Annotated in this window: 12 protein-coding genes and 5 pseudogenes; 4 read left to right on the top strand and 13 right to left on the bottom strand. The window is 51.1% G+C overall.

Annotated elements, in window-relative coordinates; genetic code table 11:
* Positions 1 to 2 precede the first annotated feature (2 nt).
* The 4 genes and pseudogenes from tssL to tssB all read right to left on the bottom strand — a co-directional run bounded on the left by tssL (position 3) and on the right by tssB (position 4,087).
* A pseudogene (tssL, locus tag C1192_RS20680) lies at positions 3 to 656 on the bottom strand (type VI secretion system protein TssL, short form).
* On the bottom strand, positions 653 to 1,990 hold the full coding sequence (tssK, locus tag C1192_RS20675) for a type VI secretion system baseplate subunit TssK (RefSeq protein ID WP_038354805.1): 1,338 nt from the start codon (positions 1,988 to 1,990) through the stop codon (positions 653 to 655). Before tssK ends, tssL begins: the two are co-directional and overlap by 4 nt.
* Before the next feature lie 18 nt (positions 1,991 to 2,008).
* Positions 2,009 to 3,556, bottom strand: coding sequence for a type VI secretion system contractile sheath large subunit (gene tssC, locus C1192_RS20670; protein WP_038354806.1), 1,548 nt, complete (start codon positions 3,554 to 3,556; stop codon positions 2,009 to 2,011).
* 33 nt (positions 3,557 to 3,589) lie between these two features.
* Positions 3,590 to 4,087 carry a type VI secretion system contractile sheath small subunit gene (gene tssB, locus C1192_RS20665; protein ID WP_016249187.1) on the bottom strand — a complete coding sequence of 166 codons (498 nt, stop codon included), beginning with the start codon at positions 4,085 to 4,087 and terminating at the stop codon, positions 3,590 to 3,592.
* A 593-nt stretch (positions 4,088 to 4,680) separates the two neighbouring features.
* On the opposite strand from tssB, the gene C1192_RS20660 reads away from it, so the two are divergent.
* A complete protein-coding gene (locus tag C1192_RS20660) occupies positions 4,681 to 5,154 on the top strand; it encodes a hypothetical protein (RefSeq protein ID WP_000143249.1) in 474 nt (157 codons plus the stop codon).
* Positions 5,155 to 5,302: 148 nt separating this feature from the next.
* Here the strand turns inward: C1192_RS20660 and C1192_RS20655 are convergent, their stop codons facing one another.
* The 4 genes and pseudogenes from C1192_RS20655 to C1192_RS20640 form a co-directional block, all read right to left on the bottom strand.
* Positions 5,303 to 6,874: an IS66-like element ISCro1 family transposase gene (locus tag C1192_RS20655; RefSeq protein ID WP_103194767.1), complete on the bottom strand. Its 1,572-nt coding sequence runs from the start codon at positions 6,872 to 6,874 to the stop codon at positions 5,303 to 5,305.
* 19 nt (positions 6,875 to 6,893) lie between these two features.
* Positions 6,894 to 7,241: an IS66 family insertion sequence element accessory protein TnpB gene (gene tnpB / locus C1192_RS20650; protein ID WP_069906977.1), complete on the bottom strand. Its 348-nt coding sequence runs from the start codon at positions 7,239 to 7,241 to the stop codon at positions 6,894 to 6,896.
* Positions 7,241 to 7,618 (bottom strand): annotated as a pseudogene (tnpA, locus tag C1192_RS20645) (IS66-like element accessory protein TnpA); the annotation flags it as partial. The pseudogene tnpA and the gene tnpB, both read right to left, overlap by 1 nt.
* Positions 7,619 to 7,631: 13 nt before the next feature.
* A complete protein-coding gene (locus C1192_RS20640; protein ID WP_103194760.1) occupies positions 7,632 to 8,960 on the bottom strand; it encodes an IS4-like element IS4 family transposase in 1,329 nt (442 codons plus the stop codon).
* An 80-nt stretch (positions 8,961 to 9,040) separates the two neighbouring features.
* Between C1192_RS20640 and C1192_RS20635 the strand changes: the two are divergent.
* From C1192_RS20635 to spt, 3 genes and pseudogenes are all read left to right on the top strand, one after another.
* A pseudogene (locus C1192_RS20635) lies at positions 9,041 to 9,559 on the top strand (Rossmann-fold NAD(P)-binding domain-containing protein); the annotation flags it as partial.
* 31 nt (positions 9,560 to 9,590) lie between these two features.
* Positions 9,591 to 9,839: an acyl carrier protein gene (locus C1192_RS20630; RefSeq protein WP_000248105.1), complete on the top strand. Its 249-nt coding sequence runs from the start codon at positions 9,591 to 9,593 to the stop codon at positions 9,837 to 9,839.
* Positions 9,839 to 11,011, top strand: a complete 1,173-nt coding sequence (gene spt / locus C1192_RS20625; protein ID WP_000524948.1) for a serine palmitoyltransferase — start codon at positions 9,839 to 9,841, stop codon at positions 11,009 to 11,011. Before C1192_RS20630 ends, spt begins: the two co-directional genes overlap by 1 nt.
* A gap of 34 nt (positions 11,012 to 11,045) precedes the next feature.
* Here the strand turns inward: spt and lptG are convergent.
* The 5 genes and pseudogenes from lptG to C1192_RS20600 all read right to left on the bottom strand — a co-directional run bounded on the left by lptG (position 11,046) and on the right by C1192_RS20600 (position 15,966).
* A pseudogene (gene lptG, locus C1192_RS20620) lies at positions 11,046 to 12,125 on the bottom strand (LPS export ABC transporter permease LptG).
* The gene (lptF, locus tag C1192_RS20615) at positions 12,122 to 13,192 is read right to left on the bottom strand and encodes an LPS export ABC transporter permease LptF (RefSeq protein WP_000779618.1); all 1,071 of its coding nucleotides are present in this window, start codon (positions 13,190 to 13,192) and stop codon (positions 12,122 to 12,124) included. Before lptF ends, lptG begins: the two are co-directional and overlap by 4 nt.
* 30 nt (positions 13,193 to 13,222) lie before the next feature.
* Complete coding sequence (locus C1192_RS20610) at positions 13,223 to 13,780, bottom strand: YtfJ family protein (protein WP_000952663.1); 558 nt, start codon at positions 13,778 to 13,780, stop codon at positions 13,223 to 13,225.
* Between the two features lie 11 nt (positions 13,781 to 13,791).
* Entirely contained in the window at positions 13,792 to 14,616 is an 825-nt protein-coding gene (locus C1192_RS20605; RefSeq protein ID WP_038354416.1) for a hypothetical protein, read from the bottom strand.
* A pseudogene (locus tag C1192_RS20600) lies at positions 14,616 to 15,966 on the bottom strand (lipopolysaccharide biosynthesis protein). Before C1192_RS20600 ends, C1192_RS20605 begins: the two are co-directional and overlap by 1 nt.
* Positions 15,967 to 15,969 lie beyond the last annotated feature (3 nt).

Raw genomic sequence — 15,969 nt, 5'->3', positions numbered from 1 at the left:
CTTTACTCCGGTCTGACCGTCTGGCTCACCAGTTCGGTGAGGGAGGATGAGAGGAAATACCACAGCGCAGCCAGTACTGCTGCCCCGATAATCCAGGAGAGCCAGTACAGTCGGCGGCCGCTGCGCAGACTGGATACTCTGGTGACAATAGGTGCATCCTGGGCAAGCGTAAAAGCGGGCACCCGTTCCCTCAGCGCTCGCACCACGTCTTCACGGCGTTCGTCATCCTGCGCCCGATACTGCCCGACAAATCCCAGTTGTAGGGTACGGTACATACAGGTCAGCGCGGCCATATCCGGTGAGGACTCTTTCAACAAATTACGGATACGCTCCCACAACATCTCACCGGCATTCAGAGTGCCGAAGAAATGAGCCTGCAACGGATCGCGACGCTAAGCCAAATAGCCATCGTCAGCCGTTCCCCGATTGAGAACACTTTCATCCAGCAGAGCGCACAGGGCGTATACCATGTGCTCCCGGCTGATATCACTGTAGCCTGCATCCGAAAGCGACTTCTGCGCTTCATGAACCAGACGGCAGGCACGGCGATAAAGCCCTTCCCCGTCCCGAACTTCTTGCCCACCGCGTAGCTGACTGGCCATCAGCCAGCCCGGATAGAAAATCTGTTCAATCTGGCTGAGACTGGAATTATTCATGCGCGTAACACCGCAAAGAGTTCAAGTTTCACATCCCCCAGTGAGCACGGGGTGTAGAAGGTACAGCTCCCCGCTTCCAGCATCGCCCGCGCCGCATCGGTACTCAGATCCAAAGAGAAGTACTGGTTTTCGAGGCGCAGAGGGATCGCCGCAGGCACATGGCTGAGTGGTTTAATAACCATGCCGCTCAGCGCCACGTTCACCACATCCGAAACGTCATCGAGACTGCCCGCTTTGCAAAGTTGCGGGAATTTCACTTGCAGTTCGTGATTCGGCATGGAGGAGCGTACAGAAAGATAGAAATCAGCCCCTTCACGCAAGCGGGCATCATGCAGCACGCCTTTCCAGAGCTGATCGACATGTTCCAGTTGAATACTGATAACCCGGGAGGGCAGACTGGCCTCCAGCAGTTTATCGAGCAGTGTCAGCAACGGCGGGAACACACGTTTAGGCGCATCATGCTGATAAACAGGAATATCACTGGCATCGTGCTCCAGTGAAAAGGTCAGTAGGCTGCCCGCCAGACGGGTCAATTCACGGTAAAGCAACTCCGGGTGACGCCCCGGTGTTTGCAACAGTTCGCTCAGTACAGGTTCGGCGCTATTCAGGGCATTGAGCAGCCAGAACAGGGAAACATCGGCCACGGCAAAATCAGCCAGACGCTCGTTGCTTTCGCGACGCATCGCCATCAGGCGCTTACGTCGTGCCTGCAGACGAACCAACAGATCACCCAGCTCAGCCACAAGCGAAGGGCTTGCCGCAATCGAGAGCATCGGCGGGATAAAGGACGGATCACAATTCCACTGCCCCTGCGCATTGCGTGCCAGACGAGCCACCGGACAGGTCAGGTAAGCGGTATTTTCCTGCGTAGATAAGCGAAGGGGGATGGCATTACGCAAAATAGCCAGTTCACCACTTTCATGTCCGGCAAGTTCCTGAACCACCACACGTTCAGCTCTCCAGCGGCGCGGGCGCTCACTATCCTGACCGTTATCCAGATTGCCACCACTGGCACTCAACAACGGCAGCGCCACAACGACTTCAACGACCTCAGAACCGTTTGCGACAGTTAAATCACAGACCGGCGGAAGATTATCCGCCAGGTCGGTATCAACAATTGTGCCGTCCTGGAAACGTACCTCCAGACGGGTGGCATTTAGGCGCGACAATGCAAGAGCCGCGGTGTCAAATTCAGCATTCACCACGCCCCAGGGATGGGAAATTCCCATTCCTGCAACGGTATCGGCAATGTGTGCGTTCCAGCGTGCCTGCTGCTGGAACTGCTGCGGAGCCAGCGCGGCCCCATCCTCCCAAAGTGGGCGAAAAATTTTCATCCCTGATTTCCCCTCACCTTACGACTTGGCTTTCGGCATCTGGGAAACCAGTGAGAGATTGATATCCATCCCTTCCACCTGGAAGTGCGGTATGGCATAGAGTTTCACGCGGAAGAAGCCCGGATTATCGTCAATGTCTTCCACCACAACTTTCGCGTCACGCAGCGGATGAGATGCCTGCAACTCATCGCCCGGATCGGTCATTTCGGTCACAAGACCACGAACCCAGGTGTTCAGCTCCAATTCCAGCAAACGACGATCCTTGGTAGTACCAATGTTTTCACGTTGAATCAGCTTCAGGTAATGAGCGATACGCGATAGCAGGAAGATGTAAGGCAGACGCGCATTGATACGGCTGTTGGCAGTGGCATCCGCGGTATCGTAGAGCGCGGGTTTTTGAGTGGAGTTTGCCGAGAAGAAACACGCATAATCGCGGTTTTTGTAGTACGACAGGGGAATGAAGCCAAGATTCGCGAACTCGAACTCGCGGGTTTCCGGGATCATCACCTCAGACGGGATTTTTACCTGGTTGCCGGTGCCAAGATCATACAGGTGAATTGGCAGATCCTGCACTGCACCACCCGCCTGTGGACCACGGATTTGTACACACCAACCGTTGTTGATGAAGCTTTTCACCATGTTGGCCGCAAAAGCAAAAGAGGCATTAGTCCACAGGTATTTATCGTGATCCGGGCCTTTCACCTCTTCAACATAGTTAAAACTACGAACCGGTACAGTGTCCGGGCCATACGGCAGGCGACCCAGCACACGTGGCATTACCAGCCCCAGGTAACGGGAATCGTCCGTATCCCTGAAACTTTTCCATTTAATGTATTCGGCGCGGTCAAAGTAGTTACCGATATCTTTGATGGCTGCCACATCTTCCATTGACTCTTTCAGGAAAAATTTCGGGCCTGCAGAACCGATAAATGGCATATGAGCCGCTGCGGACACTTTTGATAAATTACGCATCAGCGCCACGTCCTGCGCAGATGCATCAAATTCATAAGCGGAAATCAGCGCGGCAATCGGCTCGCCGCCCGGCGTATCATACTCATCAATGTATGTGTGTTTGTACAAACCACTCTGGATAATTTCCGGGCTGTCTTCAAAGTCCTGACGCAGGTCTTCTTTAGATATATCCAACAACTCAACTTTCACGTTCTGGCGGAAATCTGTTTTATCGACCAGCGATTTCACGCCGCGCCACAGACTTTCTACCGCCTGAAAGTCCTCATGATGCATAACGGCATCAAGCTGACGGCTGATCTGGTAATCCAGTTCTGCGATATGGTGATCAATCAGATTTTTGTCGAGCTTTTCAACTTTCGAGCCAGATTTTGTCAAACACTCCAGAAACACCTGCATCCCGGCTGTTAAACGTTCATCCGCAGTGGCATCTGACATCGCCTGGGCGTCCTGCCAGATATCCAGTGAACTCAACTCAGAGACAGGGTTCAGATTAATTTTTTCAAACAGGGAGGCATAAACTCCACCTGCAGCAGGACGTTCAAGCACCACACTCTCGCCACCAGCGGCATTCTCATTTTTTACAGACATCAACATTTTCCTTATTAATCCATTAAATCGTCGTGACCGTTACGGCTGTTTAGGTGCCAAAGCTGAAAGTTCTGCTTTGAGTTCTGCACTTAATGCCGGGTCCAGCAAAATGTTTTCCAGTTCTTTACGGAACGTCTGGTTATCCAGAAGGTTCGCTTTTAAATCACGAAGTAAATTACGCATGGAAAGCATGGCTTTTAGCTGAGGTATTTGTCGGGATACCTGTTCCGGGGAGAAATCTTTTATGCTCTGAAATGTCAACCTGATGCTGTCTTCGCTACCGTCATCAGCAAGTGTGTTATTAACGATAAGATTTACTTTTGGGGAATAGTCTGAAAGGACTGCATCAAAATTATTTTTGTTAAGATTAACTTTTTTACGCTCAGATAATGGCGCGGATTCCTGACCATTACTAAAATCACCCGCAACCAGTAACTTCAGGGGTAATTCTGTTTTTTTACTCGCCCCCCCTGTATGCAGTTCTAATTTCAGATTAATACGAGCCTTTGGTATCTCCCGCTGGAAACTGTCACTCATAATCCCCTCACGCAATTCAGTTAAAGTCAAATTAATCATAATACTTCTCTAACCGGATACTAAGGCAATTGCGAAATCAAAAAAAACAATACAGATCAATATATTGAGAATAAAAAACAATGGGAATGTTGCCAAACAATAAAAATAAGCACAGCAATATCAAGCAATTAAAAACGTCTTTATAAATATTCCTAATTGTATTTTTATTATGTGCTTTTATTTTTTCCTTACCCACACAACCTGTTAACAGACAGGCGGTACATCGTGCGAAACGTTGACTTACCTGGCTTCATCCTACTGGCAAAGTTATTCTGATAGCCCCGCTGACTTTGCCTTACTGATTCATAAGTATTCACCGCCATCCTTATCCAACACTCAGACCATCCCAGTTTCTACAGGCCTCACCATTGGCGGAAGAGATTTTATTTTATGTAAGCGCAAATTTGCATTACAGCATATTCAGGCCTACACCCGAATAGCCTGATTAACCATAAAATATTGCCGCAGCGCAGCATATTGACTATTCCTTGAACTTATATTCATACATTGTAATAGCACAGTAAATGTAGGATCTTATGCATAACGGAGTATTTATGACTTTTAAGCGTTTGGTTGTTATTACCGCTATATCCTGTATGTATACCGGATTTGCATTTGCAACGAATGTCTCGTTGAATCCTGCCCAGGTAGAACATCTGAATAACGTCATTCATCGTGAGGTAAAAGGGAAGAATGACCGTAATTTTGCCTATACAAACTGGACTGAAGCTCAACGCGTAGCCGAATTTATTTGCCGACCGCTGGCACTGAAAGAACTACAGAAGCAGTACACCGACGTAGATAAGGTTATTCTCGATCAGGGAAAACATAATATGCAGCGCCTGGTCTCACCTGCGCTCCTGACGGGCAATGGTCAGTACCGTCGGGGGATTAACTGGACGACTTTTCACTACGCATGTGAACTGTCAGTGAAAACCGGAGAGGCTATAGGGTTCAGATTGTTGAACAACAAAACCCTGACCATGGCTCCGGGACCCGTTATTCGTCCCGGGAGGCTAAGCCAGTGAAAAATATTCTTACCGCATTTCTCATCATCACTCTCCCAGCGTTCTCTGCCACGGCGGCCAGTTTTGATTGTCGGCAGTCCCACAGTGCGGATGAAAAAGCAATTTGTTCATCACATCAGTAAGCGGCTCGTCAGAACCGTATTGATATTTACTGAGAGCTCAGATCAACTTTCCAGGGCAACAGATCGCGTACCCGGTTTGCCGGCCAGTCCTGGATATGTTCAATGACGTAACGCAGCCACTTTTCTGGCTCCACATTGTTCAGACGGCATGTGCCGATCAGCGAGTACAACACCGCCGCATGTTCACCACCGCTGTCGGAACCCGCGAACATCCAGTTTTTCCGGCCTACGGCCACTCCCCGTAAGGCGTTCTCTGCGATGTTGTTGTCGATTTCCACCCAGCCATTACTGCAGTACACGTTCAGTGCATCCCACTGTTTCAGCAGGTATGCGAACGCTTTTGCCGTATCTGAGTGACGCGACAGTGTTTTCATCTGTTGCTGTATCCAGTCATACAGTGACTGCATCAGTGGCGCGGCTCTGGCTTTTCTTGCCGCCAGACGCTGTTCTGCTGAACAGCCCCGGACCTCTGCCTCGATAGCATACAGTTCACCGATACGCTGCAGGGCTTCCGTGGTGATGTCGGTGGGCGCTCTTGCATGCACATCGTGGATTTTTCTCCGGGCATGAGCCATACACGCGGCTTCCGTTATTCTGCCGGATTCGTATAACACCCGGTAACCACCGTAAGCATCGGCCTGAAGCACACCGCTGTAACCGGCCAGGTGATTTTGTGGATGGATACCTTTCCGGTCCGGACTGTACGCGAACCAGACCGCCGGGGGCATCTGTGAACCGGCGTTGCGGTCATCACGGACGTAGACCCACAGCCGGGCTGTCCGGGTTTTACCGCTGCCCGGCTCCTGGACCGGGACGGGGATATCATCGGCATGGACTTTACCGGGCATCAGCACATACTGGCGCAGGACGTCATACAGCGGCTCCAGCAGTTCAGCAACGGCACCGGTCCAGCGCCCCAGTGTGGCACGGCTCAGCTCCACTCCCTGACGACGGTATATTTCTGACTGGCGGTATAACGGCAGATGGTCTGCATATTTCCCGGTGACAACATGGGCCAGAAGCCCCGCTCCGGCATAACTGCGTGCAATGGGTTTTGAAGGTACTGGTGCCTGCACGATATGGTCGCACCGGCAACAGGCCAGTTTCGGACGTTGTGTTTCGATAACCTTAAAGGCGCTGCTGATAAGCTCCAGTTGCTCTGACACATCACATCCCAGAGAACTGAGTTCACCACCACAGGCAGGACAGCATTCCTCTTCCGGCCGGATAACCCGGGTTTCACGGGGAAGTGAGGCCGGTAACGGTTTACGGGCTGAAGACTGGCGCAGGGCGGATGGCAGTACCGGGTCATATTGCTCACCCAGCGTTTCCGCCATTTCTTCCTGAAGTGCGCTGATTCGCTCCTGAGCTTCCTGTATCTGCCGTTCGGTTTTTGCACGAAGTTTTTCTGAGCTTTTACCGAACTGCATACGTTGCAGTTTCGCAACCAGCGCCTTCAGCCGGTTGATTTCGGAAGCATAAGCCGCCACCCGCTGTGAGAGCAGGCGGTTGTATTCAGCCATCTGGCGGATGGTGTCCTGTTGCGTCTGCAACAGTGCCCGCAGGCGGGCGTTCTCATGAGCAAGTGAGGTGTCCATATCCTCACTTTACAACGGGTTATATGCGGATTCCAGCGCGTTCCGTTCGTTTCGGGTGCTTCCAGTTGATACCTTCAGGAAGCATGGATAACTGAGCCGGAGTAAGGTGCACCTTGCCGTCACGGGTGACTGGCCAGACGAAGCGGCCCCGCTCCAGGCGTTTGGTGAAGAGGCACAGTCCGTCACTGTCAGCCCACAACACTTTTATCTGGTCACCCCGGCGTCCGCGGAAGATGAACAGGTGTCCGGAGAACGGGTCATCCTTCAGGACGTTCTGAACTTTTGATGCCAGGCCGTTAAAGCCATTCCGCATGTCGGTGATACCTGCAACCAGCCAGATACGCGAACCGGCAGGGAGAGATATCATCAGTGGCTGCTCCCTTTTATTTCGCGGATAAGTGTCTGTAATAACGCCGGCGTCAGTTTACCTTTAAGCCTGAGAGTTCCGGCCGGCAGAACCAGCTCACAACACAGACTGTCGGACGGTGTATTTATCTGCTCTGGTTCCTGTGCGGGGGCCGGGATTTTATTATCCGGCTCCGGCGTTAACGTCACGGGAAGCAGTGCCGGCATATTTTTTCCGGAAGGCAGCAGGCCACCTTTCCGGTATTGATGGCGCCAGTTGAAGAGCAGGTTATCGTTGATTCCGTTTTCCCGGGCGATCTGCGCCACACAGGCTCCGGGCTGCAGTGACTGCTCCACTAAGGCGATTTTAAACTCATAAGGGAAGTTGGGCCGCCGGGGTAATGCCAGTCAGTTAAGCAACTGACTGGCTCTTTTTCGGGGCTGTGGGGTATTTCCAGGGCCTCTCCTTTACCACTCTCGGGAAGGCTCTTTCCCTTCTTGTCGGTAATTTCACAAGTTGTCCCATACTTGCAAGATCGCGCATCAGCTCCGGTATACGTCCCGGTGAAGCGCCCTGCAATGTCATCAGCATTCTCATCACCATTCCGCATGATTCTGAGAAACTCAGTTGATTCGGCCAGTAACCTTTCAGATGTTCTGCCATTTTAATCATCTGATATCTCACCAGATTATAAGCCAGTAAGACACCCCACAGCTCTTGCTCCACAAGCTCCGGCTTTTTACTTCTCAGCGTCAGCCTGCTCAGTTGCATCGTCTGTTTTATCTCCCTGTATCCCAGTTCGATTTCCCAGCGATGACTGTACAGATCCGCCATTTCTCCTCCGGGGAAGCGCATGGCGTCCGTCATCGACGTCAGCAGATGGCAGACTTTTCCTTTGCGCGTCACGGTCAGCAGGCGGGCTGTCACCTCATTTCCCAGCCCCGGCCACTTTTTTCGTGCCTGCGGGCTGGTTTTCAGCTTCACCAGATGATCGCCTTTACCCAGTTTTCTGATCTCTTCATATTGCGCTCCCTTTCTGAGAGGGATCATCCAGTGGCGGTGTTCTCCCGCCTGGCTCCAGGCATTTAACAGTCCCAGTGAGTAATAACCTTTATCCATTAACGTCAGGGTGTTATCGCCGGTTTGTTCTATAAGTTGCTCAGCAAGCTCATTTTCGCTGTTCTTCATCGTGCCGAAGGCTGCAGCCGTCAGCAGATGGCTGGTCAGTTCCATCTGGCAGACCATTTTGACCTGCGGGTAGAGCGCCGGGTTCCCGGCATGTGTCTGGCGGGGGAAGGCTGCATCGTTCTCTGGTGTATCCGGTGTGCGCCAGAACACACCATCGATGGCCAGCAGGGTCAGGCCGCACCAGTGCGGATGCGGCGTGGTGTTATGCCAGAGCTGCGCTGTTTTCGTGAACACGCGGCGGACAGCCTCACTTCCCAGACGCTGGCGGGCCTGAATAACGGCACTGGGGGCAACGAAGGGGCGATTGCCCGGCAGCATGATGTCCAGGCGATTCACAATCTGGTGAAGAGGTTCTTTACGCTCAAGCGCCATGCCAACAATACACCAGACCATCATTTCGAGGGGAAGACGGCGCTTGCGTAGCGTTACAGTACCTGATTCGGCAAGGCAACGAGAGATGAGTTCGGGGTCGAGGTAATCCCCCAGAGAAGTCAGTGGGTTACGCAGAGAATCGTAACGGGATACCAAATCAAGGGCCTGTCCAATGAGCATAAAAAAATCCGGAAACGAGTGAGCGTTTCCGGATTCTTACACAGCCACTGGATCGGTCAACTGATCCTTAACTGATCGGCATTACAGCAATGGCTGGCGAAATCACGCTGGGCGTTTTTCGTCCAACTGCAGTGTATGGCCCCGGCGATAAAGAGCTAAAACCGCTGTTTGACTGGATGCTGCGCGGACTTCTGCCACGTACTGGCGCACCAGATACGCAGCTCTCTTTTCTGCACGTCACCGATTTCGCCCAGGCTGTGGGTCAGTGGTTAAGCGCCGATTCCGTACAGACGCAAACGTATGAATTATGCGATGGCATCGCCGGAGGTTATGACTGGCGACGTGTCCAACAGCTTGCCGCTGTAGCCCGTTGTGGTTCTGTGCGGATGGTCGGTATTCCTCTGCCGTTACTCACCTGCCTTGCGGATATCAGTACCGCGTTGAGTCGCCTCGCAGATAAAGAACCCATGCTGACCCGCTCGAAAATCCGTGAATTAACCCATGCCGACTGGTCGGCAAGTAATAAATGTATTTCTGAAGATATTAATTGGTTTCCCGGGGTTAGCCTGGAACACGCATTACGCAACGGGCTATTTTGATTGTCTTGTTTAAAGGTGTGTTAACGTTTCTATGGTAAATCGTGAAATAGTAATGGATTACATCCTTTCCTGTTTACAGGAGTTGGTCGAAAACGGTGTGGAAATTAAGCCCGACAGCGATCTCGTCAACGATCTCGGCCTGGAGTCGATCAAAGTGATGGATCTCTTAATGATGCTGGAAGACAGATTCGATATTTCCATTCCTATTAATATTCTGCTGGATGTCAAAACCCCTGCGCAATTAATGGAAACTCTACTTCCATGGCTGGAGAATAAATAATGGGGCTTTATGATAAATATGCGCGCCTTGCTGGTGAGCGGCTGCAATTTAGTGATAACGGTTTAACGCCGTTTGGCACCTGTATTGATGAAGTGTATTCCGCCACCGAAGGCCGTATCGGCAATAAAAAAGTGATTCTGGCCGGGACCAATAATTATCTCGGATTAACCTTCAATCATGATGCCATTGCGGAAGGTCAGGCGGCGTTAGCGACCCAAGGCACCGGCACCACCGGTTCTCGTATGGCTAATGGCAGTTATGCGCCGCATCTGGCATTAGAGAAAGAAATTGCAGAGTTCTTCAATCGCCCTACCGCTATCGTTTTTTCAACCGGTTATACCGCGAATTTAGGTGTCATCAGCGCACTTGCCGACCATAACGCCGTGGTATTGCTCGATGCCGACAGCCACGCCAGTATTTATGACGCCTGTTCTCTCGGCGGTGCGGAAATTATTCGTTTCCGCCATAACGACGCCAACGATCTGGAGCGTCGCATGGTTCGCCTCGGTGAACGGGCAAAAGAGGCGATTATCATCGTTGAGGGCATCTACAGTATGCTCGGTGATGTGGCACCGCTGGCAGAAATCGTTGATATCAAACGTCGCCTCGGTGGTTATTTGATTGTCGATGAAGCGCATTCGTTTGGCGTATTAGGCGCAACGGGCCGCGGACTGGTTGAAGCCGTTGGCGTTGAAGACGATGTGGATATTATCGTCGGCACCTTCAGTAAAAGCCTGGCCTCCATTGGCGGTTTTGCCGTGGGTTCGGAAGCGATGGAAGTGCTGCGCTACGGCAGCCGCCCGTATATTTTTACCGCCTCGCCTTCCCCTTCCTGCATTGCGACCGTGCGCTCGTCGTTAAAAACCATTGCCACACAACCAGAGCTGCGGCAAAAGCTGATGGATAACGCCAACCATCTGTATGACGGGCTACAAAAGTTGGGTTATGAGTTAAGCTCGCATATCAGCCCGGTAGTGCCGGTGATAATCGGTTCGAAAGAGGAAGGGTTACGTATCTGGCGCGAGCTTATCTCGCTGGGCGTTTATGTGAATCTTATCCTGCCGCCTGCCGCACCTGCGGGTATTACGCTGCTGCGCTGTAGCGTTAACGCCGCTCACAGCCGCGAGCAAATCGATACCATCATTCAGGCATTTGCTACCCTGAAGTCGTAATATTGGCCCGCCGTGGTGTTACGCCACGGCTGGATTAATGTTGCCTGTCATACCAATACACCAGAATCAACGCGACCAACACAAACGCTACCGGTAAACCGAGCGCGGTAACGGGCGCGCTCAACGCAAATAGCAATCCCAGATTGACCATGATTTGATAGCTGATCTAGGTAAGCAAGCCAACGATGACGCCTACAGCAAGACGGCTGCCCATCCCCGGCGAGCGCGGAGTGCTAAAGGTAAAGGGCACAGCCAGTAAAATCATCGCCAGAGTTAAGATGGGTTGCCTCAGCTTTTCCCACAGTGCAAGGCGGTATTCGCTGCCCGGTTGTCCGGTTTCCTGCAAATAATGGATGTAATGGTTGAGCTGACGGACAGAAAAAGTATTCCCCGGCATCGATAACTCTTCGAGATTCATACTGGTGAATGCCGATTGCCAGGCAAGATTGGCTAATGCTTCCTGCGTTTCTTTACCGTTAAGCCATTTTTTGTGATTCACGCCGTGCAGGATCCACGTTTTGTCGTTTTCAATGGTGGCACTGCGTGCGTAAATGTAGGATTCGAGCGAGAGATCGTCGCGGTAATGAAATATCTCTACGCCCACAGGCTGACCCAGTTCGTTCAGCGATTTCACCGTCACAAATTCATTGCCGCGCCTGGCCCACAGCATATTGCCGGTAATATCATCCTCATCTCCCAACGCTACCGCGGTAGATTTGATTTGCAGTGCCTGTTGCTGCAATGGCGACGCAACCCACTCATCAATCGCGCCTAACGAAACAGTCCACAGTATTCCGGCGACCAGCGCCACCAGTGCAATACGGAAAATAGAAAAACCCGTGCTACGAATGGCAGTAAGTTCGCTGTTTTTCGATAGTTGTCCCAGGCCGACAATCCCACCCAATAACGCGATAAATGGTGCAAGCTCGACCAGTGTGCGCGGTAAGGTCATCAGTACCACCAGCACCGCCTGAGTCCAGCGATAACCACCAGGGCTGACATCATCCAGTTCGTTAATCAGGTTGAAGGTGGTAAAAAGCGGCAACAGTAGCCCGGCCGCGGCAGCAAAACCGAGGAAGATATGGCGGATTAAATAGCGACTGAAAACATTCATCGGGAAAATTTCTGCAGCAAAGAGAAGTCGCGAGCAACCAGCATCAACAGACCTATTAGCATGAGTCCGGGCACTAACCACAAACCAGGAATGAGGGGAATCGCGCCGTTAGCCACCAGGGTGCGGCAGACGTCGCCGCCATAAAAAATGGCAATAAACAGTAATGTCAGTGGCAGTAACGTAGAAAATCGCCCCTGCCGCGGTTTTACCCGGCTTAAAGAAATAGCCAGCAGTGCCATCAACAACGCCGTCAGGCCACGGCTTTGTCGCCATTGCAGCTCGGCATGATCGGCAGGAAAGACAGAGTGTGCCAGTTCCGTGACCGATTTCGCTTTGCGTTTGACGTTAGGGCTTTGATCCAGCGGATTCAGATGTAATTGCAGATTACGGTAAAGCTGTTCGTTGTCGTCACGGCCCTGATGATCGAGAAGATAGGCAGTTCCGTTATGCAACATAACGGTAGGTTTCTCGGGTGATGGGTCGACCACATCGACCGAACGGGCGCGGAAAATACGTGTTCGATTGGCGGTAGAAGTATAAATCAGCGCATCGGTCAGGCGGTTATTATCTTGATCAACCGTCTGCGAGAGGATCATTCGTCCGTTATCGTTAGTGTTAAATTTCTTTGCCCGCAACTGGCGAACATCCAGCTCCGACTGCGACTGTTGCTCCAGTTGATAAATCTGCGCATAAGCCCACGGCCTGCCATACATCGACAACAGAGTGACAAAAATACTTAGCGGTATCGCCAGGTAAAGAACGGCTTTGTACAAACGCGCCGGGCTGCCTCCCGCCGCAGAGATAGCGGTAATTTCTGAATCGGTATACATCTGCCCAAGCGTCACGCCAACCGACACATACAGGCCAACCGGTAATAACATCTCCAGTGCAATCAGCACCTTGTAGAAAACGATATCCAGTACAACATCAAGCGCTAAGGTTCCATTTGCCGCTTCGGTCAGATAACGCTGTGCGGAGTAGCTGGCAAAAATAAAGATCAGAAAACCGATGATAATCAGCACCAGACGGCGCGTACCACGCATGATGTAGTGCTCAACCAACTTCATCTCACTAACGCCCTCAATCCTTTGAATTTTTTATTCATTGATCAGCTTATGTGCCAACGCAATAACATGATCTACTTCTTCCGGCACCAGGCTACCGTCCTTTGCCCACTGGATTTGCCCGTATTTATTCAGCACCAGAATGGTTGAACTCTGCTCCGGCAGTTGCCAGGCAAGACGTCCCAGACCATTGGCGTCAATAACAAATTGCGCCCACGGATAGCGGCGTTTATTTTTTTCAATTTTACCTGCCACGAAATAACCGGTGCCAAAGATGGCATCATCGGTGTTCACTATGGTGGTGGGCTGAAAACGATCCTGAGGAAAATTTGCTATTTCTACTGCTTTGATTAGCAATGAGTTCTTTTTCTTTGCCGACTTTCGCCCGGCAATATACTGGATAATACGAACTTTTCCCGCCAGTTGCGTGCTATTCCACTTTTGGTAGTGAATCTCTTCGTTATTAAGCAGCAACTCACCGCCTTCCTGGATATAAACAGGGGGAACCGGTTTTCCTGTGACGAAATTGTGTGCCTGCGCACCAGGTAATAAGAGCATGATAATCAGTGCGACAATCAAACGAGATAACATCATTACCCCGGTTATAGCGGAAAACGCGAAATCAGCAGTTCTAAACGCTGGCGAATATCGCTATCGAGTGCCACTGGTGCATCATACGACTGGCGATTTTCCATATCGTCCGCCACCATGTCGTCGTGCTTATCTCCCATCAGGCCATTAATGGCTGCGAGAAAGCGGGAAATCTGCAACGCCTCTTTATTTTCAGGATCAAGCGATCTTAACGTGTCGTAATAAGAAACCTGCTGGCTGATGATTTTTCGCACATCATGAAATTCCCTGCCTGTAAGCTGTGGTTTGGCAACAATCTCCTTCAGAATGTGCATTTGCTTCTGGCGATAAGCGATAAAGCCGTTCACGCTTTCTAACTGGCTATGGCGTAATAAATAACTCACCAGCCACCATACAAGAGGGCTTAAATAAATACGTAACAAGTTTCCGTAATACGACACGATATTTTTCTTACCGTTACGAAAACCGTCCTGAAAACGCCCAAGAAAAACCGTCGTTTTGCCGAATAAGAATCCCGCCCGGTGTTTTTTTAAATACAACCGTTGGGCAAAACGTAAATGCTTGTAGCGCGCCCGCATGTATTTAAACTGTTTGCGCTCGTCAGACGTAAGCTCCTCACCTTTGGACTGTTTGCGGATTAAATGCAGTAACTCCTGACGATTAACACCATTCAGCCAGAATTGCAGACATAACGCATAGTTATCCTGAATGATTTCAGCAGTACAACGCAAAGCAATTGTCGATGGTAAACTGACCCACTCATCAATAACATCATCTTCCTCAACCGCAATAAATAAACGCTCGCTCGCCTCAAGCGGGAAATATTTTCTCATCATCAGGATTTCTCTCCGGCTGCGTTATAACGCAATGAATGGCGCTGAAAAAACGCCTTTAAGGTCGGAATTAATGAGAGCGCCACATCCAGACATTGACCGCCGAAATAGGCAAACGCCGCCCCCAGCACACCAAACAGATGGCAGGACATGAACAGCAACACGATGTAGCCGATTGAAGACGATGGTTTGCGCCACGAGAAAAGCGCGTTGTTTCCCCGCCATCAGCAGCAATGATTCCTGCGGGAAACCCAGCATCGAAATAACAATCGCGCCCAACATGACCTGAATCAGGTCATATGCTTCGAGATATTTAACGCCAAACACCAGCGAAATAAGTGGCTTACCAACGATCAACACCGCAAGCGCAACCAGAATGCCGATCCCGCCCGCCAGCAAGCCGGACTTCACGCCTAACAACCACGGTCTGGTGGTTCGAGGATCTAAACGCATCACTTCAGGGTAAAAGCTCTTACCCAGCAAACTGGCGGGCGTTCCGGCAGCGTCAAAGAATGTCATAGCGATTTTAAATAATCCGGCGGCCGCTGGCCCTAACACGATCCCCACCAGCACCGTGCTGCACGAGTTACGCGCCGACCAGATGGAGTGAGCAATGTTGGTTGACCAGACAAAACTCCACGCGCCTTTAATGTGTCTGGCAGACTCAAACAGATTTAATTTGAAGGCGTTATGGATATTTCTACGACGCAGTTCACGCGCAGCAAACCACCAGTACATCGTGCCACCAACCAGATTCGAGGCGTACCAGGCGATCACGAAGCCCGCAAAACCAAAGTCAAAATACCAGGCAATGACGCTTCCCGCCGCACGCAGAAAAGGTTTCGTCGCCTGCTGCACCGCAATTAAGTCGAAGCGATCCACTGCGCGCAAAATGCCGGTCGGCGTGGAGGAAGCCATTGAGGGGATAAGCGTGCAATAGAGCGCCGCCAGCCAAAAACTTTGCTCATCCAGACCTAACGAGTGAGAAAGAAATGGCAGCAAGGCAATGCCGCCGACAATCGCCACCGCACCACTGACGATATCCAGCGAAAAGGAAAAAGAGACAACATTGCGAAATTGTTGGGGATTATTATTGGTTAAGGCTGGCGTGCCATACTGCACTACCAACTGCCATGTCTGAAACTTAATAAAATCACTGATCGACTTGGCATACGATTGCACAATCACCAGTACGCCAAACATGGCTGGCGTCATCCCTTTCCCTGCGCATGAAAGCGCCAGTAAACCCAGCAAAGCGCTCACGACATTGCTGGAGCCTAACCAGGCGCTATTGCGAATAATGGTGCGAAATGCGCCATCTGCAAACCAATGTTTGATGTTAAAACCCGCCAATTC

Origin of the sequence: Escherichia marmotae (genome assembly GCF_002900365.1) — a bacterium.
In the GTDB taxonomy this organism is placed as follows: domain Bacteria; phylum Pseudomonadota; class Gammaproteobacteria; order Enterobacterales; family Enterobacteriaceae; genus Escherichia; species Escherichia marmotae.
This window is presented reverse-complemented; position numbering and strand designations above follow the sequence as displayed.

Coding starts and splice junctions, on each gene's coding strand:
- tssK (WP_038354805.1), bottom strand. CDS start 1,990: ATGAAAATTTTTCGCCCACTTTGGGAGGATGGGGCCGCGCTGGCTCCG.
- tssC (WP_038354806.1), bottom strand. CDS start 3,556: ATGTTGATGTCTGTAAAAAATGAGAATGCCGCTGGTGGCGAGAGTGTG.
- tssB (WP_016249187.1), bottom strand. CDS start 4,087: ATGAGTGACAGTTTCCAGCGGGAGATACCAAAGGCTCGTATTAATCTG.
- C1192_RS20660 (WP_000143249.1), top strand. CDS start 4,681: ATGACTTTTAAGCGTTTGGTTGTTATTACCGCTATATCCTGTATGTAT.
- C1192_RS20655 (WP_103194767.1), bottom strand. CDS start 6,874: ATGGACACCTCACTTGCTCATGAGAACGCCCGCCTGCGGGCACTGTTG.
- tnpB (WP_069906977.1), bottom strand. CDS start 7,241: ATGATATCTCTCCCTGCCGGTTCGCGTATCTGGCTGGTTGCAGGTATC.
- C1192_RS20640 (WP_103194760.1), bottom strand. CDS start 8,960: ATGCTCATTGGACAGGCCCTTGATTTGGTATCCCGTTACGATTCTCTG.
- C1192_RS20630 (WP_000248105.1), top strand. CDS start 9,591: ATGGTAAATCGTGAAATAGTAATGGATTACATCCTTTCCTGTTTACAG.
- spt (WP_000524948.1), top strand. CDS start 9,839: ATGGGGCTTTATGATAAATATGCGCGCCTTGCTGGTGAGCGGCTGCAA.
- lptF (WP_000779618.1), bottom strand. CDS start 13,192: ATGAAGTTGGTTGAGCACTACATCATGCGTGGTACGCGCCGTCTGGTG.
- C1192_RS20610 (WP_000952663.1), bottom strand. CDS start 13,780: ATGTTATCTCGTTTGATTGTCGCACTGATTATCATGCTCTTATTACCT.
- C1192_RS20605 (WP_038354416.1), bottom strand. CDS start 14,616: ATGATGAGAAAATATTTCCCGCTTGAGGCGAGCGAGCGTTTATTTATT.